The organism is Mesorhizobium sp. WSM4976 (assembly GCF_029625685.1).
Classification (GTDB): domain Bacteria; phylum Pseudomonadota; class Alphaproteobacteria; order Rhizobiales; family Rhizobiaceae; genus Mesorhizobium.
Genome location: NZ_JARTVT010000003.1, coordinates 134659 through 156320, shown reverse-complemented (window position 1 = coordinate 156320; position 21662 = coordinate 134659). Strand labels below are relative to the sequence as shown.

Here is a 21662-nt window from a genome sequence, read left to right as displayed (position 1 = left end):
TGCCTCTCAGGCCTTGAACGCGGAGCCGCCATTCTGCGCGATGTCGCTGAGATATTTCGCCGGCGGCTTGCCCAGCGCCTTCTTGAACATGGTGATGAAGGCGGTGACGGATTCATAGCCCAGATCGCCCGATACCTGCTGCACGCTGGCGCCGGCGGACAGTTCCCTGAGCGCCACGATCAGGTGTAACTGCTGGCGCCAGCGGCCGAAGCTCAGGCCCGTCTCCTTCACCGCGAGGCGCGCCAGGCTGCTCTCGCTAAGCGCCAAGCGATGCGCCCACTCCGCTAGCGTGCTGCGGTCGGCGGGGTCGTCGGCCAGTGCCTCCGCGATCCGCCGCAGCCGAGGCTCGGCCGAGATCGGCAGGTGCAATTGCTGGACGGGCATAAGCGGCAGCTCGGCAAGCAGGACCCTTCCCAGGAAATCGCAGCGCGGATCGTCCGGCGCGCATTCCGACAGCTCGATGATCACCTCGCGCAGCAGCGGCGAGATCGAAAGCGTGCTGCACCGATCCGGCAGGTCGGCGGCGCCGGGCTCGATATAAACGAAGAACATCCGCGCATTCGCCGTCGCGATGTTGCTGTGTTCCATCCGGCTCGGCACCCAGACCCCGCAATGCGGCGGCACCATCCAGAGCCCGGTCGGAACCCTGCAGGTGACGCCGCCGCCAAGCGCAAAGACGAGCTGCCCCTTGCGGTGCCAATGCTCGCGCACCTCGGCCTTGGTCTCGGTGACGTCGACGCCGACGGCGATCGCCGGCGCGGCCACGTCGTCGACGTCGAAATCCAGCCAGGGCCAGCGAAGCGGCTGTCTCATGCTTGACCGTTTTTAGAGATCATTTGGCTCTATATCTAAATTCTTCAATTACGAAAGTCGATAGGATGACACCGATATCGTCGCATCGATCGGGTCTTCCAGACGTCAATTTCAAAGGTGGCCAATGCTCGCTCTCGCTATTTCTTCCGACAGCCCCAGCCAACTCAAGTTCACAGAGGTCGACGAGCCCAACTGCAACTCAAATGAAGCATTGGTGACAGTTCATGCGACATCATTGAACCGTGGCGAGTTGCGCCTGCTCGCCATCCGCCCCGACGGCTGGATCCCCGGCCAGGACATCGTTGGCATCGTGGAACGCGCGGCGGCCGACGGCTCAAGCCCGGCCGCGGGCACGCGCGTCGCGGCCTTGGTCGACCAGGCCGGCTGGGCCGAGCATGTCGCCGTTCCGACCGACCGCCTCGCCGTCATACCCGACGCTGTCAGCTTCGCCTCCGCCGCCACGCTGCCGGTCGCGGGCACGACGGCGCTGAGGACCTTGCGCCAAGGCGGCGATCTCGCCGGCCAGCGGGTGCTGATCACTGGCGCAAGCGGCGCGGTCGGCCGCTTTCAGATCCAAATCGCGTGCGAGCAAGGCGCTTCCGTGACGGCGATCGCCTCGGCCCGACACCACGATGACCTTCGCGATTTGGGCGCCGGGAAGATCGTCGAGTCGATCGAACTGGCGGAGGGACCGTTTTCGCTGATCACCGAGTCGGTCGGCGGCAAGAGCCTGGCTGATGCGATCGAACGCGTCGCGCCGGGTGGAACGATCGTCATGTTCGGCTCGAGCAGCGGCGAGCTCACGCCGGTTGGATTCCGCCAGTTCGTTCCCGGCCACGAAGGCGCGCGGCTACAAACCTTCGCCTATTACACCTCCGGTTCAGCCATCGGCGCCGATATTGCCGCGCTGCTCGATCTGATCGTGGCCGGCCGGCTTGAAACGCGCGTGGCCATGACGGTGCCCTGGACGGACATCGGTCAGGCCCTGGACGCGCTCAGACAGCGCAGCTTCAGCGGCAAGGCCGTTCTCACGATGGCTTGAAGTCAGCCGCCTAGAGCGTTTCACCGTTTCGTGGAAACGGCGAACCGCGCTAACCCTTTGTTTTTACGAAATTCTGGACAGAAAACCGCTCACACTTTTCCTGGAATTGCTCTAAACGTGCTGGCCGCCATTGATGTGGATTTCCGAGCCGGTCACGTAGGACGACTGGCCGGAGCACAGGAAATAGATGATGTCGGCCACCTCCGAGGTGGCGCCCAGCCTTCTCAGCGGGATCGTCTCAACTATCTTGTCGGTGCCGGGCGACAGGATCGCCGTGTCAATCTCGCCCGGCGCGATCGCGTTGACGCGGATGCCGTATGGGCCGAAATCATGCGCCATCTCGCGCGTCAGCGAGCCGAGCGCCGCCTTCGACGTCGCATAGGCCGTGCCGGCGAATGGATGCACCCTTGTGCCGGCGATCGAAGTGACGTTGACGATCGAACCCTTGGCGGCGGCGAGCTCCTTGAACAGGCCGCGCGCCAGCATGATCGGCGCGAAGAAATTGACCTGGAAGACGTCGCGCCAGACATGCATCGGCGTGTCGATCGAATTCATCCGGCTGCCATCCTTCAGCTTCGGCGAGATGCCGGCATTGTTGACCAGCGCGTGCAGTTGCCCGCCATGCGCCTCCAGCCGGTGGCGGATTTCCGAAACGGCGATGCCGACGTCCTCCTGGTCGGCGAGATCGACCTTGATGTGATCCTCGGGGCCGGCAGGCCACGGGCAATCCTCGGCAAAGGCCTGGCGCGAACAGGTGATCACGCGCCAGCCCTCGCGCGAAAAACGCTTCACCGTCGCATGGCCGATTCCCCGGCTTGCGCCGGTGAGCACGATGGTTTTTCTGCTGTCGGTCTCGGCCATGACTTTGTCTCCGGCCGGACATGTAGCCGAAGGCGCTTGCCATTACGAGAGGCGAAGTTGCCGCTCTACCCGCCGCCGAGGATATCGAGGATCGAGGTCTGCCGCCTTTTCTTCGGTCCGCCGACATCGCCGGGCGGCACCGGATGCTTGATCGAGGCGGTCGATCCGCTGTCGCTCGGCATGTCGAAGCCGCCGGCGTCGACGGTCTCGGCCGGCCGGGGCTGGCGCGCGGGTGCCTGCCGTGCCGGCGCCTGGGCAACAGGCTGCGATTGGGCTGCAGGCTGCGACTGGCCGACGCCCGCGGGCGGGGCGGGCGGCGGCTGCGAGGCATCCGCCGACGGGATCTCGTCCGGCACGATCGTATCGGAGGGGGTCGACTTCCAGGTGCCGGGCAGCGGCCGCACCGGCACGCCTTCATGCGCCGCCACCATGAATTCGTGCCAGGCCTGCGCCGGCAAGGCGCCGCCGGTCACCTTCTTCATCGGGCTGCCGTCGTCATTGCCGAACCACACGCCGGTGGTGAGGTTCGCGGTGTAGCCGACGAACCAGGCGTCGCGCGAGTTCTGGCTGGTGCCGGTCTTGCCGGCCGACGGCCAGTTGAACGCTGCCTTTTTCGCGGTGCCGACCTCGACCGTGCCGGTCATCATCGAGTTCATCATGCCCACGATATCGGCCTTGATGACGCGCGGCGCGCTGCCGGTGCTGCCCTCGTAGAGCACCTTGCCGCTGGCGGTGGTGATGCGCTGGATGAAGTGGATGTCCGGCTTGTAGCCGCCATTGGCGAAAGGCACATAGGCCGAGGTCAGTTCCAGCGGCGTCACTTCCGAGGTGCCCAGCGCGATCGAGGTGTTGGCCTGCAGGTCGGACTGGATGCCCATGCGATGCGCGGCTTCCACCACCGCGTCGGGCCCGACCTCCATGGTGAGCTGCGCCGCCACCGAGTTCAGCGACTTGGCCAGAGCCGTCGCAAGCGTGACCTTGCCGTAATATTTGCCGCCATAATTGTCGGGCGTCCATTTGCCGATTTTGATCGGCGCGTCGTTGCGGATGCTGTCGGGCGTGCGGCCGGTTTCCAGCGCCGCCATGTAGACGAAGGGCTTGAAGGCGGAGCCCGGCTGCCGGCGCGCTTCCGAGGCGCGGTCGAACTGGCTGGTCGAATAATCATAGCCGCCGACCATGGCGCGCACCGCGCCGGAATCATCGATCGATACCAGCGCCCCCTGCGTGACGTTGAGCTTCTTTCCGCTTTCGTCGATCAGCCGGCGGATCGACTGTTCGGCAAGCTTCTGCAGGTTGAGATCGACGGTGGTGTTGATGACGATGTCGCCGCGCACGTCGCCGATCAGGTCGGGAAGCTCGTCCATCACCGTATCGGCAACGTAGTTTTCCGAGCCGGTCCAGTAAGACGGCGCGCGCGTCGCCGGCGCGCTCAGCGCGGTCTTGTATTCCTTGTCGCTGATCTTGCCGGTCTCGCGCATGGCCGCGAGCACGAGCTGCGCGCGATCCTCGGCCGCCTTCGGGTCGCGCGCCGGCGAAAGCTTCGACGGCGCCTTGAGCAGGCCCGCCAGAAGTGCTGCCTCCGAAAGCGATACGTCGCGCGCGCTCTTGCCGAAATAGCGCCGCGAAGCCGCCTCGACGCCATAGGCGCCTGAGCCGAAATAGACCCGGTTGAGGTACATTTCGAGGATCTGGTCCTTCGTGTGCTTGTGCTCTAGCCAGAGCGCCAGCAGCACTTCCTGCACCTTGCGCTCCAGCGTGCGGTCCGGCGTCAGGAACAGGTTCTTGGCCAGCTGCTGCGTCAGCGTCGAGCCGCCTTGCGAGAAATGGCGGCCGAGCAGGTTGGTGACCATGGCGCGCGACAGGCCGATCGGGTCGATGCCGAAATGCGAATAGAAGCGCCGGTCCTCGATGGCGACGACGGCCTCCGGAATATAGGGCGACATCTCGTGCAGGCCGACTGCCTCGCCGCCCGACGCGCCGCGATTGGCTATAAGCTGCCCATCGACCGAGACGATCTTGATGTTGGGCGCACGGTCCGGGACCGACCAGGTCGTGGCCGCCGGCATCTTGGCGCCGTAATAGACGACGACGCCGGCCGCCGCGATGCCGCCCCAGATGCACAGCACGAAGCACCAGTAGACCAGCCGGGTGGCGATGCCGAGCAGCCCGCGCCGGTTGCGGTCGCGGCCACGGCCGCGTGATTTCGCCTTGGCGGATCTGCCCTTTGCAGCGGATTTGCGGGTGCGCGGCACGACGCGATCCTCCTCGCTCACCGAAAAGCCCTCGGAGGATTTCGCCCGCGGCGATCCGTCGAAGCTCGGTTCGATGCGACTGTCTCTGCGGTTCGCCATGCGCTCTAGTCTGTCTGTCCCCAAATGCCGATGGCGTTCGGGTTGAAGACTAGATGCGGCGGTTTAAAGGCGCGTTAAAGCAGGGTTTATGCGGCCTTTTGAAAACCCTTGGGATTTTCTGAATGTGCCACCGCCATCGCCACTTGGGCGGCACGAGGAGAGCCGCCGTCAGAGGGCGAGCGGATCAGGGATTTGCGAGAGGGCCATTCATCCGCCTGACCTCAGCGGCTGAAACTCCACTTCCGGCTGCTCGGTGCGCTGCCCTGCGTCAAGCGGCAAGATGACCTTGCCACTGCCGTGACTGCACCTTCAGCCCGGCTGGGAAGCCGCCGCGGCGCGCCTGGCTCTGGCCGGGATCGCATCAGCGGCAGCCGGCACGACATATCGAAGACGCAGGCGCAGGAACGGCGCTTCGATGCAGGAATAGCTGAGATAACCGATTGGGATGGTTGCCACGAAGCACGCCATGGACCAGAGGCATGCGACGTAGAAATTGCTGATCTCCATGATGCTGTCGTTGATGAATGCGGCGAGCTCGTGCACGAAAAACAGGTGCAGCAGGTAGATCGAATAACTGTACGATCCGGCCTTCTCCATGATCCTGAACGGCAGGCTCGTTTGCTTCCTTGCAAAGGTCGTGTCGTAGTAGGCGATCCCGAAGGCGTAGGCGGCCGCCTCCAGGGTGGGCAGGATCACCCATATCCAGGGCGGCGCCGACCGGGGCCCCAGATGGTAGAACCCGCCGCCGCGTCGAACCACCAGAAGAATCCCGAAAATGACGCCAGAACGGCCAGCGCCAGCCAGTGCCTGCCCTTCGCATAGGCGCGAAAGTGGAAGGCAAGAATGCCGGCCAGGAACTGGTCCGCATGTCCTATGATCGTCCAGTACGCTGCCCACTGCACCTCGCCGAACTGCACATACAAAGCGAGCCTCAGCAAAATGGCTGCAGCAACGAACAGCAACGGCGCAAACTGGAATCGCCTGCACGCCATCAGCAGGAACGGCAGCAAAAGGTAGAAATGAGCTTCGACGGTGACCGACCAGCCGCCATTGGGAAGCGTGGGGAAAATCAGTCCCTTGCCGACATCGGTGAAATACGTGCCGAGGTCCTCGCCTGCCAGATATCTGCGGTAAGCCTCGATGCAAATCACGGCGAACAAAAGGGGCAGCAGCCTGAGCGCCCTGTTGGCGAAGAACGGCAGATATCTGACCTGCTTGCCGTCAAGAAGCTTGGCAAAAAGGTAGCCAGAAAGCGCCATGAACAACGAGACGCCGGTGTGCCCTTCGTCCAGGATGGCGAACAAGGGTAGAGCCGGTACGAAGCCATAGGCGACCGGCCCATCCGGAGATGCATGGAGGAAGTGAAAGGTGAAGACCAGAAAGGCCGCCAAGCCACGGATATGATCCAGCGCTGGATAGTATTCTCCGGTCGAGGACTTCATCTTTAGATCACGCGCCCCCGCGCCTTGCCGGCCACCAACTCGGAGCGATCCCCGACCTTACATCGCGCGCAGTGGGCGCCTGAAGCTCGGTTCGACGTGATTGTCCCTGCGGTTCGCCACGGCTCTTGCTTGCCTGCTCCGGCGCTATTGGCGTTAGGATTGCAGACTAGATGGAGCGGGTTAAAGCAGTGTTTATGCAGCCTGTTGAAAACCCTTGGTTTTCAACATCCAACTCTCGCGTGGTCCGGTTCGAGATCAGGTCGACCACCCTGCTGGACGCCGCACCATTGCGAATGGATGGGTGCTCAAAGTCCCGCCGCCTTGGCCACAGCGCGCCTTGCTCAAAGGCTACGGCAAGCCCGCGCAGTCCCTGTATCTCCGGCCGAAATACCCCCGGCGCAATGTCGTCTCGCAAAGCCAGTCTATCCCTCACGGCGCCGGCGGCTGGCCACCGTGATCAGTTCTGCTGGATTGAAATACCTTTGTCGTCGATCTTGAGCTCGACGCCTTTCGGCCTAGTCTGCTCGCGATAGACATAGATGCCGAGCGCGATGATCACGACCACGAGAGCGCCGATGATGACATAGAGCATGTTCTGCTTCATGGCGCGTCCCCGATGTCTGTTTGAAGATCAGGCCTGTTTCACCAGTTTGATCAGCACCAACAGGACCACCGCGCCGATCGTGGCGTCGATGATCGTCGCAAGGATCCCGCCGCCGACGGCAAAGCCCAGCCTTGGGAATATCCAGCCGGCGATCACGGCGCCGACGATGCCGACGACGATGTTGCCGACCAGTCCGAAGCCGAAACCCTTGACGATCAGGCCGGCGAGCCAGCCGGCGATCGCGCCGACGATGATGAAAACGAGCAGGCTTTCAATTCCCATTGCCAATCCCTCCGTGAGCGGAGGACCGACGAAGCCACACGCCCCGAATCGACCATCCGACTGTGACGGATGGAACCTATTGGAAAGCGGCCAGCCTCGCCAGCGCCAGCTTCATTCGTCGTCGTCACCCGATGCCGGACGCCAGCTCGTCGGATCGACCCTCTTCTGCGTGTCGCTGTCGGTGTAGACCCACCAGCCGCCATCGCGGTACTGCCCGACGGATTCATTGACGACGCCGTCGCCGTCCTTCCACAGGATGGTGACCTTCGACCCGTCCTTCGGCGCGCTTTCTATCGGTTTGCGCTCTGCCATTCACTCCCTCCACGAACCGGCCCGCTCCGTGAGCAGGCAAGAACGCCCGCTGACGCGCCGGGTTCCGTCAGCTATGCGCGAAGATGTCTTCCTCGGCCCAGCCCATCAGGTCGAGCTTGGCGCGGGTCTGCAGGAAGCGGAAGCAGGCATCCGCCTCCTTGGTGCGGTTTTCGCGCGTCAGGCGCGCCGCCAGCACCTCGCGCAGGCGGTGCAAATAGAGCACGTCGGAGGCGGCATAGTCGAGCTGTTCGGGCGAGAGCGTTTCTGCGCCCCAGTCCGAGGATTGCTGCGCCTTGGAGAGACCAATGCCGAGCAACTCGTTACAGAGATCCTTCAGCCCATGGCGGTCGGTGTAAGTGCGGACGAGCCGCGAGGCGATCTTGGTGCAGAACACCGGCTCCGCCATCACGCCGAAGGCATTGTAAAGCACGGCGATGTCGAAGCGGCCGTAATGGAACAACTTTGTGATCGCGCCGTTCCTGAGCAGGCTGACGAGGTTCGGCGCCTCTTTTTGGCCAGGCGCGATCTGGATGACGTCGGCGCTGCCGTCGCCGGGCGAGATCTGCACCACGCATAGCCGGTCGCGATGAGGGTTCAGGCCCAGCGTTTCCGTGTCGATGGCCACCGCCTCGACATTGTAGCGGGTGAGGTCGGGCAGATCGTTCTTGTGGAAACGGATATCGGTCATTCTCTTCTCCGGATCGCACAGCGGCGCCGCACATCCCTGGGATGCGCGCAGCACGCCGCGGCACTTCGCGCCAGCTAATTCGTCCTCGCCGCGATCCGGCGAAAAATCAACAGAAAGTTGAATCTCACCTCTTTCGTGACTTTCGCCTCAGCGGGTCAGCGCATCGAGTATACGCGCCCAGGATCGCTGCCCCTGGTGGAAGGAGGTCAGCTCGTATTTCTCGTTCGGCGAATGGATGCGGTCGTCATCCAGGCCGAAACCGACCAGCAGCGATTCCATGTCGAGATAGGTCTGGAAATCGCCGACCACGGGGATGGAGCCGCCGCTACCGATGGTCAGCGCCTGCTTGTCCCATTCATCGGACAGCGCGTCCTTGGCCTTGGCCAGGAACGGCGAGTCGTAGGAAAGCTGGATCGCCGGCGAGCCGCCATGCGGATGGAATTCCACCGAGCAGTCGCCGGGAATGCGCTCGCGCACGAAACCCTGGAAGGCGGCGCGGATCTTCTTCGGATCCTGCTTGTGCACGAGCCGGAACGACACTTTCGCCGACGCTTCCGCCGCGATCACCGTCTTGAACCCTTTGCCGGTGTAGCCGCCGATGATGCCGTTGAATTCCGCCGTCGGTCGCGCCCAGGTCATTTCGAGCACCGAGCGCCCCTTTTCGCCGGCCGGGATGGAGAGACCGACCGGGCCAAGGAAAGTCTCGGCCGTTTCGCCGAGGCCTTCCCAGGACTTCAGCACTTGGCTGGGCGTCTCCTCGACGCCGTCATAGAAGCCCGGAATAGTGACCCGGCCGTCCTTGTCGTGAACATCGGCCAGCACCTTGGCCAGGATGCGGATCGGATTGGCGGCCGGGCCGCCATAGAGGCCCGAATGCAGGTCGCGGCTGGCCGCCTTGACGGTGACCTCCTCGCCGACCATGCCGCGCAGCGACACGCAGATCGACGGCGTCTCGCGGTTCCACATGCTGGTGTCGCAGACCAGCGCGAAATCGGCCTTCAGCTCGGCGGCGTTGGCCTCCAGGAACGGCTTCAGCGACGGCGAGCCGGATTCCTCCTCGCCCTCGAACAGGATGGTGACGCGGCAGGGCAGATTGCCGTGCACCTGCTTCCAGGCGCGGCAGGCCTCGACGAAGGTCATCAACTGCCCCTTGTCATCGGCCGAGCCCCGGCCGGTGATCACCTTGCGTCCAGGCTCGATCTCCTTGATTGAAGGCGCGAACGGGTCGGTGTCCCACAATTCGATCGGATCGACCGGCTGGACGTCGTAATGGCCGTAGAACAGCACATGCGGCGCGCCCGCCGGGCCTTCGTGATGCGCCACCACCATCGGATGCCCGGGCGTGTCGCGCACACTCGCGTCGAAGCCGATCAGCTTGAGCTCGGCGACCAGCCATTCGGCCCCCTTGCGGCAGTCGGCGGCGAAGGCTGGATCGGTGGAGATCGACTTGATGCCGAGCAGGCCGAACAGCCGCTCCAGACTCTGGTCGAGGTTCTGGTCGAGACGCTCAAGGACGAGGGAGATTCTGGACATGCTCTTTGCCTTTCGATTTTGGGCAGACCCTAAAGGGCCACGCCGAAAACGAAAAGCCGTGATTGTTGGACCAACCCGGGCAATCGCTGCCGCAACATAAAAGAAGACCGCCGTGGTGGAGGGGGAACCACGGCGGTCTTTACTCGAAACGTTGCGGCAGCCCGGAGAGGGGGGATAGGCTGCCGCAGTTTGCCCGGAATAGGCGGGGGACGGGCCTTGCTCCGGACTTCGGCGAAAACTGCCGATGATGTGTATTTGGGTTTGTGAACATGGCGATTCAAGGGCATGAAAATTACACTTTTGTAACATGCCCGTGAGCGCCCAAATTTCCGCCGGACAGGATGTGTCAGGGGTGTTGCCCGAACCGGTGGGTTCCGCCGCCTTTGGCATGGACCGCGAAGGCTGGCCGCGCTATCCCTGCCGGCATGAAAAAAGGCGATCACCTCTTCCTCGTCGACGGCTCCGGCTACATTTTTCGCGCCTATCACGCGCTGCCGCCGCTCAACCGCAAATCCGACGGTCTGCCGACCAGTGCCGTGCTTGGCTTCTGCAACATGGTTTGGAAGCTGATGCAGGACGCTCGCAACACCAATGTAGGCATCGTGCCGACGCATTTCGCCGTCATCTTCGACTATTCCTCGAAGACCTTCCGCAGCGATCTTTATCCCGAATACAAGGCGAACCGCTCCGCTCCGCCGGAGGATCTGATCCCGCAATTCGGGCTGATCCGCCAGGCGACCGTGGCCTTCAACCTGCCTTGCATCGAGATGGAGGGTTTCGAGGCCGATGACATCATCGCCACCTATTGCCGGCTCGCCTGCGAGGTCGGCGCCGACACCACCATCATCTCATCCGACAAGGATTTGATGCAGCTGGTCGGCCCGACGGTGGGAATGTACGACCCTATGAAGGACCGCCAGATCGGCATCCCCGAAGTGATTGAGAAATGGGGAGTGGCGCCGGAAAAGATGATCGACCTGCAGGCGCTGACCGGCGACTCGGTCGACAACGTGCCGGGCGTGCCCGGCATCGGCCCGAAGACCGCTGCGCAGCTGCTGGAGCAGTTCGGCGACCTTGACGGGCTGCTGGCGCGTGCTTCCGAGATCAAACAGGAAAAGCGGCGCGAGACAATCATCGCCAATGCCGACAAGGCCCGCATTTCGCGTCAGCTTGTGACGCTGAAGAACGATGTGCCGCTGAAAGAAGGACTGGACGACCTGGTGCTGCACGCGCCGGACGGACCGAAGCTGATCGGCTTCTTGAAGACCATGGAATTCACAACGCTGACGCGACGCGTCGCAGAGGCGACCGCCACCGAGATCGGCGACGTCCAGGCTTCCGCCGTCATCGTCGAGCGGGCCGATGCCGCGCACGGGCCCGATGTCGGCGCCGGAGCGCCACCGCGACAGCCGGCGCCTCAGCCAAACGGCGACGCAAAACCCGCCGCGTCCGCCACGAGGGGCGAGGATGCGCCTCCGCAGGGCGACACCCCATCGCTCCTCTCCGCGCTGCGGCTGGAACAGGCGGCGGCCCGCAAGATCGATCCTTCGGCCTATGGCGCCATCCGCGACGCGGCCGCGCTGAAGGCCTGGATCGCCGAAGCCCGCGACGCCGGCATCCTCGCCTTCGACGCCGAGACCAGCTCGTCCGACCCGATGCGGGCCGATCTCATCGGCCTGTCCATGGCCATCGCGCCCGGTCGCGCCGTCTATGTGCCGCTTGCGCACAAGAGCGGCAATGGCGACCTGCTTGGCGGCGGCCAGTTGGAGAACCAAATCCCGGTCCGCGAGGCGCTGGCGCTGCTCAAGCCGCTGCTCGAGGACCGGTCGGTCCTGAAAATCGTGCAGGACATGAAATATGACATCGTCGTGATGAGTCGGCACGGCATCGAGGTCGGACCGTTCGACGACACGATGCTGATCTCCTACGTGCTCGACGCCGGCACGTCGGGCGGTCATGACCTCGCCTCGCTGTCGGAAAAGTGGCTCGGCCACGCGCCCGCGTCGAAGAAGGAACTGGCCGGCTCGGGCAAGAGCGCCATCGGCTTCGATCAGGTCGACATCGAGCGCGCGACCGCCTATGCCGGCGAACAGGCCGACTTGGCGCTGCGGCTCTGGCAATTGCTGAAGCCCCGGCTCGCCGCCAAGGGCCTCGTTTCCGTCTATGAGCGGTTGGAACGGCCGCTTGTGCCGGTGCTTGCCCGCATGGAGCAGCGCGGCATCTCGGTCGACCGTCAGATCCTGTCCAGGCTTTCGGGCGAGCTGGCGCAGGGCGCTGCCCGCGTCGAGGAAGAGATTTACGGCATCGTTGGCGAGCGCATCAACATCGGCTCGCCAAAGCAGCTCGGCGACATCCTGTTCGGCAAGATGGGCCTGCCGGGCGGCTCGAAGACCAAGACCGGCCAGTGGTCGACCTCGGCGCAGCTTCTGGAAGACCTTGCCGCCGAAGGCCACGAGCTGCCGCGCAAGATCGTCGACTGGCGCCAGCTCACCAAGTTGAAGTCGACCTATACCGACGCGCTGCCCGGCTTCATCAACCCCGGCACCAACCGCGTGCACACTTCATATGCGCTTGCCGCGACCACGACCGGGCGGCTTTCGTCCTCCGACCCCAACCTGCAGAACATTCCTGTACGCACCGCCGAGGGCCGCAAGATCAGGACCGCCTTCATCGCCGACAAGGGCCACAAGCTGGTCTCGGCCGACTACAGCCAGATCGAGTTGCGCGTGCTTGCCCATGTCGCCGAGATCCCGCAGCTCAAGCAGGCCTTCGCCGACGGCGCCGACATCCATGCCATCACCGCGTCGGAAATGTTCAACGTGCCGGTGGAGGGCATGCCGTCGGAAGTGCGCCGGCGCGCCAAGGCAATCAATTTCGGCATCATCTACGGCATCTCCGCCTTCGGCCTCGCCAACCAGCTGTCGATCCCGCGCGACGAGGCGAGCGCCTATATCAAGCGCTATTTCGAGCGCTTCCCCGGCATCCGCGACTATATCGAGGAAACCAAGGCCTATGCGCGCGAGCACGGCTTCGTGGAAACCATCTTCGGCCGGCGCATCCATTATCCGGAGATACGATCCTCCAACCCGTCGGTCCGCGCCTTCAACGAGCGCGCCTCGATCAACGCCAGGCTGCAGGGCACCGCCGCCGACATCATCCGCCGCGCCATGGTGCATATGGAGGAAGCGCTGGAGAAGGCGAAGCTATCCGCCCGCATGCTGTTGCAGGTGCATGACGAGCTGATCTTCGAAACGGTGGAAGCTGAAGTCGAAGCGACCATTCCCGTCGTGCGCCGCGTGATGGAAAACGCGCCCATGCCGGCAGTCTCGATGTCGGTGCCGCTGCATGTCGATGCACGGGCGGCGAACAATTGGGACGAGGCGCATTAGCCTGAAAACGGCGGCAACAATCCGCCGCCGAGTTCCTTCACCTCTGGCCTGCTTGCCATCTCCCCCCGCAAGGTGGGAGATCAGCCGTCATCTCTGATTTCGCTTATCTTCAACGTTGCAGAAATGAGCGGAGCGCCAGAACCTCCAATCTCCCCCTTGCAAGGGAGATGTCCGCCAGGACAGAGGGGGGGTGCCTCGCACCAGCATCAACAAGCCGGCTGACTCATCAAGCGGCTTCCGCCCTGCACTTCGCGCACACGCCCCTGAATTCAATCACCGCCTTCTTGGCCGCAAAGCCCGTCGAGCGCACCCATTCGTCCAGCCGGTGGTCGACGTCGTGGTCGGACATCTCGGTCACCTGGCCGCAATTGTCACAGATGGCGAAGGCGGTCATCGAATGGCTATGGTCGTGCGGCTCGGCGCAAGCGACAAAGGAGTTGAGGCTTTCCAGCCGGTGCACGAAGCCCGACTTCACCAGCGTGTCGAGAGCCCGGTAGACCTGCAGCGGCGCCCGGAAACCGCGCTCGCGCAGCTGGTCGAGCAGAGTATAGGCGCTGAGCGGCCCGCTCGACGCCTCGAGCTTCTCCAGCACGCAGAGCTGGTTCTTGGTCAGCGCATCTCTTGCCGTCATCTTGTTCGCCCAATCGACGCTTGCACGCGCGACCGCATGTCAAGGACTTCAATTTCCCCTGAGATAGCGACGAACGAGTGATTTTGCCACTGTTTCCGCAGCCCCCGCTACTGGGCGCCGACGGTTCGCCGGCTAAACGCTACTTGCGCGGCGGCCCTTTGCGTTCGGCGGAGGCGGCCCACAGGTTGATGTCGGACTCGCGCGCGTAAGTGTCGATCTCGGCAAGCTCGGCGTCGCTGAAGTCCAGCGCCTTGAGCGCGCCGACGCAATCCTCGACCTGTTCCGGCCGGCTGGCGCCGATCAGTGCCGTGGTGACGCGGCCCTTGCGCAGCACCCAGGCCAGCGCCATCTGCGCCAGCGTCTGACCTCGGCGGCCGGCAATGGCGTTGAGCGCCTTGATGTTGGCGATCGACTTGTCGTTGATGAAAGCCGGCCTGAGCGACTTGCCCTGCGATGCGCGGCTGCCCTCAGGAATACCGCCGAGATATTTGTCGGTCAGCATGCCTTGCGCCAGCGGCGAGAAGACGATCGAGCCGATGCCCAACCCCTCCAGCGTGTCGAGCAGCCCGTCCTCCTCGACCCAGCGGTTGAGCATCGAATAGCTCGGCTGGTGGATGAGGCAGGGGGTGCCAAGCTGCCGCAAGATGTCGGCCGCCTCGCGCGTGCGCTGCGAATTGTAGGAGGAGATGCCAACGTAGAGCGCCTTGCCCGAGCGTACTGCATGGTCGAGCGCGCCCATCGTTTCCTCGAGCGGCGTCTCGGGATCGAAACGGTGCGAATAGAAGATATCGACATAGTCGAGCCCCATGCGCTTGAGGCTCTGGTCGAGGCTGGCCAGCACATATTTGCGGCTGCCCCACTCGCCGTAGGGACCGGCCCACATCCCGTAGCCCGCCTTGGTCGAGATGATCATCTCGTCGCGATAAGCAGCGAAATCGGTGCGCAGGATCTCGCCGAATGCGGTTTCGGCGGAACCTGGCGGCGGGCCGTAATTGTTGGCGAGGTCGAAATGCGTGATGCCGAGGTCGAAGGCCTTGCGCACGATCGCCTGCTTGGTCCGGTGCGGCGTGTCGTTGCCGAAATTGTGCCACAGCCCGAGCGAGATCGCCGGCAGCTTCAGGCCGGACCGGCCGCAGCGGTTATAGATCATCTGCTCGTAGCGGTTTTCGGCGGGGACATAGGGCATGGGAAATCCTCGGGATCGAAGCGGCGCCGCAAGCGCCGCTAGAGCATGAAGCCGAAAAGTGTCGAGCGGTTTTCGGGCGACTTCATGCTTGGCTCAGGAGTCAATTGAATCGATGCTTGCCCCTAACCCTTACCCTCTCCCCGCCGAAACGGGGAGAGGGTTGCCACTTAGTTTTTCTTGGCCAGCAGTGCCTTCGCGTCCTTGATGCCGAGCGCGGCCGGCCGCTCGCAGCTCGTCTGCATCGCGACGTACTTGCCGCTTTCGCCGGAACGCAGGATACCGGTCATCACGTCGACGGCGTGCAATGCCAATTCCATCGAGCAGCGGTGCGGCCGCCCTTCGGCGATCGCGATAGCCATGTCGGCAAGGCCGGCGGTGCGGTAATTGGCCATCATGCCTTGGCCGTGCATCTCGTTCGGCACGCCGAACGGATGGTTCCATTTCGGCAGTTTCTTCACCGGCTTGGCCGAGTCGGTGAAGCGCACCTCACCGCCGAAGAAATTCGGGTCCGGCACGAAGACGGTGCCCAGTTCGCCATAGAGCTCCATCGGCGCGTGGCCGTGGCTCCAGACGTCCCAGGAGGTGTTGAGCGTGATCACCGCGCCATTGGCGAATTCGAGCAGCGCATGGATGGTGGTCGGCGTGTTGACCGGGATCTTTTCGCCCGCGCGCGGTTTGGAGCTGATCGTCCGCTCCTTGGCAGGTGTCGTTGCGAAAGCCGCCACCTGTTTCACCGGCCCGATCAGCTGGATCAGGTTGGTGACGTAGTAAGGTCCGATGTCCAGCACTGGACCGGCGCCCGGCTGGAAGAAGAAGTCCGGATTGGGATGCCAGTGTTCCATGCCGTGGCCCATCACATGGCAGGTGCCGCTGGTGATCTTGCCAAGCTTGCCGCTGTCGATCAGCTCGCGGGCCAGCTGGTGCGCGCCGCCGAGGAACGTGTCCGGCGCCGAACCGATGCGCAGGCCCTTCTTCTCGGCCCGTTTCTTGAGGTCGAGCCCTTCCTCGATCGACAGCACGAACGGCTTTTCCGAATAGACATGCTTGCCGGCGTCGAGCGCCTGCTTCGACACTTCGTAATGCACCGCCGGAATGGTCAGATTGACGATGATGTCGATCTCGTCGTCCTCGAGAAGATCGTTGACCGTCTCGGCGCGCAGCTTGAACTCCTTTGCCCGCGCTTTCGCCGCATCCATGTTGATGTCCGCGCATGCGCGCATCTTGATGCCGCGGAACAGCGGCGCCAGCGAGAAATACGCCCTCGATATGTTGCCGCAACCGATGACGCCAACGCCAAGCTTGTCTGCCATTTCAATTACTCCTGCCAGCTCTTGGCTGCCGCGATCGAGCGCCGGGCATAGCGCTCGATGTCGTTGGGGTTGTCCTGTTCCATGATGAAATACTGCGCCGCGCTCTTGGCGCGCAATGTCTTGAACAGGCCCGCCCAGTCGATCGTGCCGTGCCCGACATCGGACCAGCCGTCCTCGTCCAGCCGCTCGCCCGGCTTGGCGATATCCTTGACGTGCACGGCGACGATGCGCTTGCCGTGTTTTTCGATCCAGGGCAGCGGATCGGCGCCGCCGCGCACCACCCAGGCGACGTCCATTTCCCAGCCGATATCGGGTGCGGCGGACAGGATGTGGTCCTGCGGCAGCGAGCCGTCGGCAAGCGCCTTGAACTCGAAATCATGATTGTGCCAGGCAAAGCCGTATCCGCCCTTCTTCGCCGTCTCGCCCACCTTGGCCAGGCGCTCGCCGAAGCCGCGCCAGCCGGCGGCGTCGGAAGGACGCTGGTCGGGCATCAGATAGGGGCAGACCAGCAGCGTGATACCGAGCGCGTCGGCGATCTTGCGCACGCCGTCCAAGTCGTTTTCCAGCGCGTCGATCGAAAAATGCCCGGTCGGCATCGCCAGCCCGTTCTTGTCGAGCTCGGCGCGGAAGGCTTTCGGGTCGTCATAGACGCCGCCGAAGCCCTCCACTTCCTTGTAGCCGAGCTCGCCGAGCATTCTCACCACGCCGTCCCATGGCTGGAAATTGCGGGCGCTGTAGAGTTGGAATGACCAGTTCATCTGTCCTGTCCGTTCGGTTGGTCCTGGGAGATTAAATTCGGTTGCCTGTTTGAGCGTCGAAGAGCGAGGCGCGCATCGGATCGAAGCCGACGCTGACCGGATCCCCGTTCTTCGGCGTGCGTTCGGAGGTGACGCGCACGGTGAAGTTCCGCCCGCCGAGCTTCAGCCACACCAGCGTATCGGAGCCCATCGGCTCCACGACCTCGACATTGGCCGTCGCGGCGAATGGCCAGCCCGTGCCGCTGTTGAAGGCGACATGCTCGGGCCGGATGCCGAACACTGCGGGGCCTGGCGCCGGCTCCTTCTCGAAGGCATAGGTCGCAAGCGGGATGCGCACATCCTCGACGGCAAAGTGCCAGTCGCCGCCGTCCTTCTCCAGCCTGCCGTCAGTGAAATTCATCGCCGGCGAACCGAGGAAGCCGGCGACGAACCGGTTGACGGGGCGGTTGTAGATGGTCTGCGGCGCGTCGAGCTGCTGGATCACGCCACCCTTCATCACCGCGATGCGATCGGCCAGCGTCATCGCCTCGATCTGGTCGTGGGTGACGTAGATCATCGTGTTCTGCAAGCGTCGGTGCAGCAGCTTGATCTCGACGCGCAATTCCGAACGCAGCTTGGCGTCGAGATTGGAGAGCGGCTCGTCGAACAGGAAGACATCGACATCGCGCACCAGCGCCCGCCCGATCGCCACGCGCTGGCGCTGGCCGCCCGAAAGCGCCGAGGGCTTCCTCTGCAAAAGCGGCTCGATCTGCAGGATCTCGGCGGCGCGAGCGATGCGCTTGGCGATCTCGTCCTTCGGCACGCCGGCGACGCGCAGGCCGAAGGAGAGGTTCCTCTCCACCGTCATCTGCGGATAGAGCGCGTAGGACTGGAACACCATGCCGATGCCGCGGTCCTTCGGCTCTTCCCAGGTGACGTTCTTGCCCTTGATGAAGATGCGCCCGTCCGAAATGTCGAGCAGGCCGGCGATGCAGTTGAGCAAGGTCGACTTGCCGCAGCCGGACGGGCCGAGCAGCACGATGAACTCGCCCTCGGCGACATCCAGGTTGAGCGTCTGCAACACCGAGACGGCGCCGAAATTGAGCGACAGGTCCTGGATCGAAACGCTGGGATTGGCGATGTCCATCATCATCCTTTCACCGCGCCGGCGGCGATGCCGCGCACGAAGAGCTTGCCGGAAACGAAGTAGACGATCAGCGGAACCAGCCCGGTCAGGATGGTAGCGGCCATGTTGACGTTGTATTCCTTCACGCCCTGGACCGAATTGACGATATTGTTGAGCTGCACCGTCATCGGATAAGTGTCGGGGCGTGTGTAGACGACGCCGAACAGGAAGTCGTTCCATATGCCGGTCACCTGCAGGATGATGGCGACGACGAAGATCGGCAGCGACATCGGCAGCATGATGCGCAGATAGATGCCCCAGAAGCCGGCGCCGTCGACGCGCGCGGCGCGGAACAATTCCTCCGGCATCGAGGTGAAATAGTTGCGGAAGAGCAGCGTCAGGATAGGCATGCCGAAGATCGAATGCACGATCACCAGCCCGGTCAGCGAGCCGTAGATACCGATCTCGCGCAGGATGATGACGATCGGGTAGATCATCACCTGGTAGGGAATGAAGGCGCCGACGATCAGGATGATGAAGAAGGTGTCGGCGCCCTTGAAGCGCCAGTTGGCGAGGGCATAGCCGTTCACCGATGCGATCGCTATCGACAAGACCACCGACGGCACGGTGATGCGCACCGAATTCCAGAAGCCTCGCGAGAGCCCGTCGCAATTGAGCCCGGTGCAGGCCGTCGCCCACGCCTTCACCCAGGGCTCGAAGGTGACCTCCATTGGCGGCGAGAAGATGTTGCCGAGGCGGATCTCGGGCATGCCTTTCAGCGATGTGACGATCATCACGTAGAGCGGCAAAAGATAGTAGAGCGCCACGACGATCAGCGTGCCGTAGAGGAAGATGTTGCGGCGCGACAGCACGTGCCGCGGTTTCGGCCCGCTCGGGCCGGCGGCACCGCGCCTGAGCGCTTCCGCGCCGGGGGACAGGGAGGCGATGTCAGCCACGCTTCTTGCCTCCGAATTCGAGATAGGCCCAGGGCACGATGACGATCACCACCGAAAGCAGCATCATGGTCGAGGCGGCGAAGCCCTGGCCGAGATTCTGGGCGAAGAACATGTAGTCATAGACATATTTCGCCGGCACTTCCGAGGCGATGCCGGGACCGCCGCTGGTCTGCGCCACGACGAGGTCATAGACCTTGACGATGCCGGCGGCGATGATCACCAGCGTGGTGATGAAGACCGGCCGCATCATCGGGATGATGATGAAGAGATAGGTCTTCCAGGCGGGGATGCCGTCCACTCGCGCCGCCTTCCAGATGTCCTCGTCGATGCCGCGCAGGCCGGCTAGCATCAGGCACATGATGAGCCCCGTGCCTTGCCAGAGCGCGGCGATCGAGATGCCGTAGATGACGATGCTGGAATTATAGAGCGGGTCGAAGCTGAAGCTCGTCCAGCCGAGGTCGCGCACGACGCGCTGCACGCCGAAATCCGGATTGAGCAGCCACTGCCAGACCAGCCCGGTGACGATGAAGGACAGCGCGAAGGGATAGAGGAAGATGGTGCGGAACGTGTCCTCGAAACGGATCTTCTGGTCGAGAAGCGCCGCCAGCAGGAAGCCGATGACCAGCGAGAACACCAGCGAGATCGCCCCATAGATCAGGAGGTTCTCGATCGAGATCAGCCAGCGCGATGTCGACCAGAGCCGGTGATACTGGTCGAGCCCGACGAAGTTGAGCCGCGGCAACAGCTTCGAATTGGTGAAGGAGTAGAGCACCGTCCAAGCCGTTCCGCCGACGAACACCACCAGAGCCGTCAGGATCATCGGAACCGACGCGATCTTGGCGTTGAGGTTGCGAAATAGCTGGTTGGGGCGTTCGCTGTTGCTCATCTCGGCAGCCGGACAGTGAGACGTCAAACTCCCGGCCCCGGATGGGCTGGGGACGGGAGTTGGCGGGGGCGCCGTCGATCAGTCGGCGGAAGCGATGATGTCGGCGAAGCGCTTCTGGGCTTCTTCGAGCGTCATGTCGGGCTTGGCGAAGAATTCGGAGAACAGGTCCTCCTTCTGCTTCTGGCTGTCCTGCGAGAGCAACTGGTCCGTCCACGGGATGACCGCGCCCTTGGCGAGGATGGCGAGACCCTTCTTCATGCAGTCATTCGCGCTGTTGAGGTCGACGTCGCCACGCACCGGCAGCGAGCCCTTCTTGAGGTTGAAGGCGACCTGGGTCTTGGGATCGAGCAGCGTCTCGGCCAGCACTTCCTGCGCCTTGGATTTCGCTTCGTCCTTGAGCAGCGGGAAATAGAAGGCATCGCCGCCCGTGGCGATCACCTCGTTCAGGCCGAGGCCGGGCAGGCAGGCATAGTCCTTGCCGGCGGTCTTGCCGGCAACCTGGAACTCGCCCTGCGCCCAGTCGCCCATGATCTGGCCGCCGGCTTTGCCGGTGATGACCAGATTGGTGGCCTGGTTCCAGTCCTGCACATTGGTGTTCTTGGCCATCTTGCGGGCGTCGTCCGCCGCCTTGAACACCTTGGCGATCTCGGGGCCGGCGGCGAATTTCGCATCCTTGTCCTTGTAGACCTTGAGGAAGGCGTCGGTGCCGCCAACCGCGGCCAGCAGCACGTCGAAGGCACCCGATGCCTGCCAGGGCTGACCACCGACCGCAAGCGGGATGATGCCGGCCTTCTCCAGCGCCGGAGCGGCGGCCACGAATTCGTTCCAGTCCTTCGGCATCGGCACACCGGCCTTCTGGAAGGCCTCGTTCGACAGCCACAGCCACTGCCAGGAGTGGATGTTGACCGGCACGCAATAGATCTTGCCGCCGATGGTGCAGCTGTCGAGCAGGCTCTTTGGCCGCACGATCTCCGTCCACTTGTCCTTGGTGGCGATATCGGTGAGGTCGCGCATCAGCCCGGCCTGCACCAGCTCCTCCGCCTGACGGCCGTGGTTGAACTGGGTGGCGCCCATCGGGTCACCGCCGGTGATGCGGCTGATCATGATCGGCCGAGCCGTGCCGCCGGAGCCGGCGATAGCGCCGTCGACCCAGTGATTGCCCGTCGCGTCGAAGGCCTTGGCAAGCTCGGCCACCGCCGCCGCCTCGCCGCCAGAAGTCCACCAATGGGTGACTTCCAGGTCGGTTGCTGCCGCCGGACCGGCGAAGTTAAGTGCGACCGTCGCTGCAAAGGCACCGGTCAGGAATTTGTATCGCATTTCGGCTTCCTCCCAGAATCTGAAACGTTACAGATTTTGGATACGGCAAATGACCGGCATAGGCAACCCCTTGTCTCAAAGCAGCCTAAGATTTTTTCGAGGCGCGAACAAAATCCTTCTCTCAAGGAGCCGATGCTGGCGCCAAAGTGACCGATCGGGGCTGAAATCGACCCTAGATCGATATTTCTTTTTGATT

Annotated in this window: 20 protein-coding genes; 2 read left to right on the top strand and 18 right to left on the bottom strand. The window is 63.5% G+C overall.

Annotation, left to right across the window (positions count from 1 at the left end; genetic code table 11):
• Positions 1-6: 6 nt before the first annotated feature.
• Complete coding sequence (locus P9272_RS04830; RefSeq protein ID WP_278159442.1) at positions 7-813, bottom strand: helix-turn-helix transcriptional regulator; 807 nt, start codon at positions 811-813, stop codon at positions 7-9.
• A gap of 124 nt (positions 814-937) precedes the next feature.
• Here P9272_RS04830 and P9272_RS04825 point away from each other — a divergent pair, with 124 nt between their 5' ends.
• Positions 938-1855 (top strand): zinc-binding dehydrogenase, encoded by a 918-nt coding sequence (locus P9272_RS04825; RefSeq protein WP_278159440.1) that lies wholly within the window; start codon positions 938-940, stop codon positions 1853-1855.
• 111 nt (positions 1856-1966) lie between these two features.
• Here the strand turns inward: P9272_RS04825 and P9272_RS04820 are convergent, their stop codons facing one another.
• The 9 genes from P9272_RS04820 to P9272_RS04780 all read right to left on the bottom strand — a co-directional run bounded on the left by P9272_RS04820 (position 1967) and on the right by P9272_RS04780 (position 9928).
• Entirely contained in the window at positions 1967-2716 is a 750-nt protein-coding gene (locus tag P9272_RS04820) for an SDR family oxidoreductase (protein WP_278159438.1), read from the bottom strand.
• A gap of 65 nt (positions 2717-2781) precedes the next feature.
• Entirely contained in the window at positions 2782-5067 is a 2286-nt protein-coding gene (locus P9272_RS04815) for a transglycosylase domain-containing protein (RefSeq protein WP_278159436.1), read from the bottom strand.
• A gap of 309 nt (positions 5068-5376) precedes the next feature.
• Positions 5377-5763: a hypothetical protein gene (locus tag P9272_RS04810; protein ID WP_278159434.1), complete on the bottom strand. Its 387-nt coding sequence runs from the start codon at positions 5761-5763 to the stop codon at positions 5377-5379.
• The gene (locus P9272_RS04805) at positions 5760-6509 is read right to left on the bottom strand and encodes an acyltransferase (RefSeq protein ID WP_278159432.1); all 750 of its coding nucleotides are present in this window, start codon (positions 6507-6509) and stop codon (positions 5760-5762) included. Before P9272_RS04805 ends, P9272_RS04810 begins: the two co-directional genes overlap by 4 nt.
• A 457-nt stretch (positions 6510-6966) precedes the next feature.
• Positions 6967-7113 carry a hypothetical protein gene (locus P9272_RS04800; RefSeq protein WP_128260363.1) on the bottom strand — a complete coding sequence of 49 codons (147 nt, stop codon included), beginning with the start codon at positions 7111-7113 and terminating at the stop codon, positions 6967-6969.
• A 27-nt stretch (positions 7114-7140) separates the two neighbouring features.
• The gene (locus tag P9272_RS04795) at positions 7141-7395 is read right to left on the bottom strand and encodes a GlsB/YeaQ/YmgE family stress response membrane protein (RefSeq protein WP_278159430.1); all 255 of its coding nucleotides are present in this window, start codon (positions 7393-7395) and stop codon (positions 7141-7143) included.
• Positions 7396-7506: 111 nt separating this feature from the next.
• The gene (locus P9272_RS04790) at positions 7507-7707 is read right to left on the bottom strand and encodes a hypothetical protein (RefSeq protein ID WP_128260365.1); all 201 of its coding nucleotides are present in this window, start codon (positions 7705-7707) and stop codon (positions 7507-7509) included.
• A 67-nt stretch (positions 7708-7774) separates the two neighbouring features.
• On the bottom strand, positions 7775-8395 hold the full coding sequence (locus tag P9272_RS04785) for a ribonuclease D (RefSeq protein WP_128260366.1): 621 nt from the start codon (positions 8393-8395) through the stop codon (positions 7775-7777).
• Positions 8396-8542: 147 nt separating this feature from the next.
• Entirely contained in the window at positions 8543-9928 is a 1386-nt protein-coding gene (locus P9272_RS04780; protein ID WP_278159427.1) for a M20/M25/M40 family metallo-hydrolase, read from the bottom strand.
• Positions 9929-10353: 425 nt separating this feature from the next.
• On the opposite strand from P9272_RS04780, the gene polA reads away from it, so the two are divergent.
• Complete coding sequence (gene polA, locus P9272_RS04775) at positions 10354-13317, top strand: DNA polymerase I (protein WP_278159425.1); 2964 nt, start codon at positions 10354-10356, stop codon at positions 13315-13317.
• Between the two features lie 226 nt (positions 13318-13543).
• On the opposite strand, the gene P9272_RS04770 is transcribed toward polA, so the two are convergent.
• From P9272_RS04770 to P9272_RS04735, 8 genes are all read right to left on the bottom strand, one after another.
• Positions 13544-13948: a Fur family transcriptional regulator gene (locus tag P9272_RS04770; RefSeq protein ID WP_041003614.1), complete on the bottom strand. Its 405-nt coding sequence runs from the start codon at positions 13946-13948 to the stop codon at positions 13544-13546.
• A gap of 139 nt (positions 13949-14087) precedes the next feature.
• A complete protein-coding gene (gene mgrA / locus P9272_RS04765) occupies positions 14088-15134 on the bottom strand; it encodes an L-glyceraldehyde 3-phosphate reductase (RefSeq protein WP_128260369.1) in 1047 nt (348 codons plus the stop codon).
• Positions 15135-15301: 167 nt separating this feature from the next.
• Entirely contained in the window at positions 15302-16444 is a 1143-nt protein-coding gene (locus P9272_RS04760; protein ID WP_278159422.1) for a Gfo/Idh/MocA family oxidoreductase, read from the bottom strand.
• Positions 16445-16449: 5 nt separating this feature from the next.
• Positions 16450-17202 (bottom strand): sugar phosphate isomerase/epimerase, encoded by a 753-nt coding sequence (locus tag P9272_RS04755; RefSeq protein ID WP_278159420.1) that lies wholly within the window; start codon positions 17200-17202, stop codon positions 16450-16452.
• A 31-nt stretch (positions 17203-17233) separates the two neighbouring features.
• Positions 17234-18331 carry a sn-glycerol-3-phosphate ABC transporter ATP-binding protein UgpC gene (gene ugpC, locus P9272_RS04750; RefSeq protein WP_278159670.1) on the bottom strand — a complete coding sequence of 366 codons (1098 nt, stop codon included), beginning with the start codon at positions 18329-18331 and terminating at the stop codon, positions 17234-17236.
• On the bottom strand, positions 18331-19263 hold the full coding sequence (locus P9272_RS04745) for a carbohydrate ABC transporter permease (protein ID WP_278159417.1): 933 nt from the start codon (positions 19261-19263) through the stop codon (positions 18331-18333). Before P9272_RS04745 ends, ugpC begins: the two co-directional genes overlap by 1 nt.
• Positions 19256-20149, bottom strand: a complete 894-nt coding sequence (locus P9272_RS04740; RefSeq protein ID WP_128260373.1) for a sugar ABC transporter permease — start codon at positions 20147-20149, stop codon at positions 19256-19258. Before P9272_RS04740 ends, P9272_RS04745 begins: the two co-directional genes overlap by 8 nt.
• 78 nt (positions 20150-20227) lie before the next feature.
• Complete coding sequence (locus P9272_RS04735) at positions 20228-21466, bottom strand: ABC transporter substrate-binding protein (protein WP_278159414.1); 1239 nt, start codon at positions 21464-21466, stop codon at positions 20228-20230.
• Between the last annotated feature and the right edge of the window lie 196 nt (positions 21467-21662).

Bases quoted from the DNA above. Each gene is read 5' to 3' on its own strand.
- P9272_RS04830 (WP_278159442.1), bottom strand. From the start codon at position 813: ATGAGACAGCCGCTTCGCTGGCCCTGGCTGGATTTCGACGTCGACGAC.
- P9272_RS04825 (WP_278159440.1), top strand. From the start codon at position 938: ATGCTCGCTCTCGCTATTTCTTCCGACAGCCCCAGCCAACTCAAGTTC.
- P9272_RS04820 (WP_278159438.1), bottom strand. From the start codon at position 2,716: ATGGCCGAGACCGACAGCAGAAAAACCATCGTGCTCACCGGCGCAAGC.
- P9272_RS04815 (WP_278159436.1), bottom strand. From the start codon at position 5,067: ATGGCGAACCGCAGAGACAGTCGCATCGAACCGAGCTTCGACGGATCG.
- P9272_RS04805 (WP_278159432.1), bottom strand. From the start codon at position 6,509: ATGAAGTCCTCGACCGGAGAATACTATCCAGCGCTGGATCATATCCGT.
- P9272_RS04800 (WP_128260363.1), bottom strand. From the start codon at position 7,113: ATGAAGCAGAACATGCTCTATGTCATCATCGGCGCTCTCGTGGTCGTG.
- P9272_RS04795 (WP_278159430.1), bottom strand. From the start codon at position 7,395: ATGGGAATTGAAAGCCTGCTCGTTTTCATCATCGTCGGCGCGATCGCC.
- P9272_RS04790 (WP_128260365.1), bottom strand. From the start codon at position 7,707: ATGGCAGAGCGCAAACCGATAGAAAGCGCGCCGAAGGACGGGTCGAAG.
- P9272_RS04785 (WP_128260366.1), bottom strand. From the start codon at position 8,395: ATGACCGATATCCGTTTCCACAAGAACGATCTGCCCGACCTCACCCGC.
- P9272_RS04780 (WP_278159427.1), bottom strand. From the start codon at position 9,928: ATGTCCAGAATCTCCCTCGTCCTTGAGCGTCTCGACCAGAACCTCGAC.
- polA (WP_278159425.1), top strand. From the start codon at position 10,354: ATGAAAAAAGGCGATCACCTCTTCCTCGTCGACGGCTCCGGCTACATT.
- P9272_RS04770 (WP_041003614.1), bottom strand. From the start codon at position 13,948: ATGACGGCAAGAGATGCGCTGACCAAGAACCAGCTCTGCGTGCTGGAG.
- mgrA (WP_128260369.1), bottom strand. From the start codon at position 15,134: ATGCCCTATGTCCCCGCCGAAAACCGCTACGAGCAGATGATCTATAAC.
- P9272_RS04760 (WP_278159422.1), bottom strand. From the start codon at position 16,444: ATGGCAGACAAGCTTGGCGTTGGCGTCATCGGTTGCGGCAACATATCG.
- P9272_RS04755 (WP_278159420.1), bottom strand. From the start codon at position 17,202: ATGAACTGGTCATTCCAACTCTACAGCGCCCGCAATTTCCAGCCATGG.
- ugpC (WP_278159670.1), bottom strand. From the start codon at position 18,331: ATGATGGACATCGCCAATCCCAGCGTTTCGATCCAGGACCTGTCGCTC.
- P9272_RS04740 (WP_128260373.1), bottom strand. From the start codon at position 20,149: ATGAGCAACAGCGAACGCCCCAACCAGCTATTTCGCAACCTCAACGCC.
- P9272_RS04735 (WP_278159414.1), bottom strand. From the start codon at position 21,466: ATGCGATACAAATTCCTGACCGGTGCCTTTGCAGCGACGGTCGCACTT.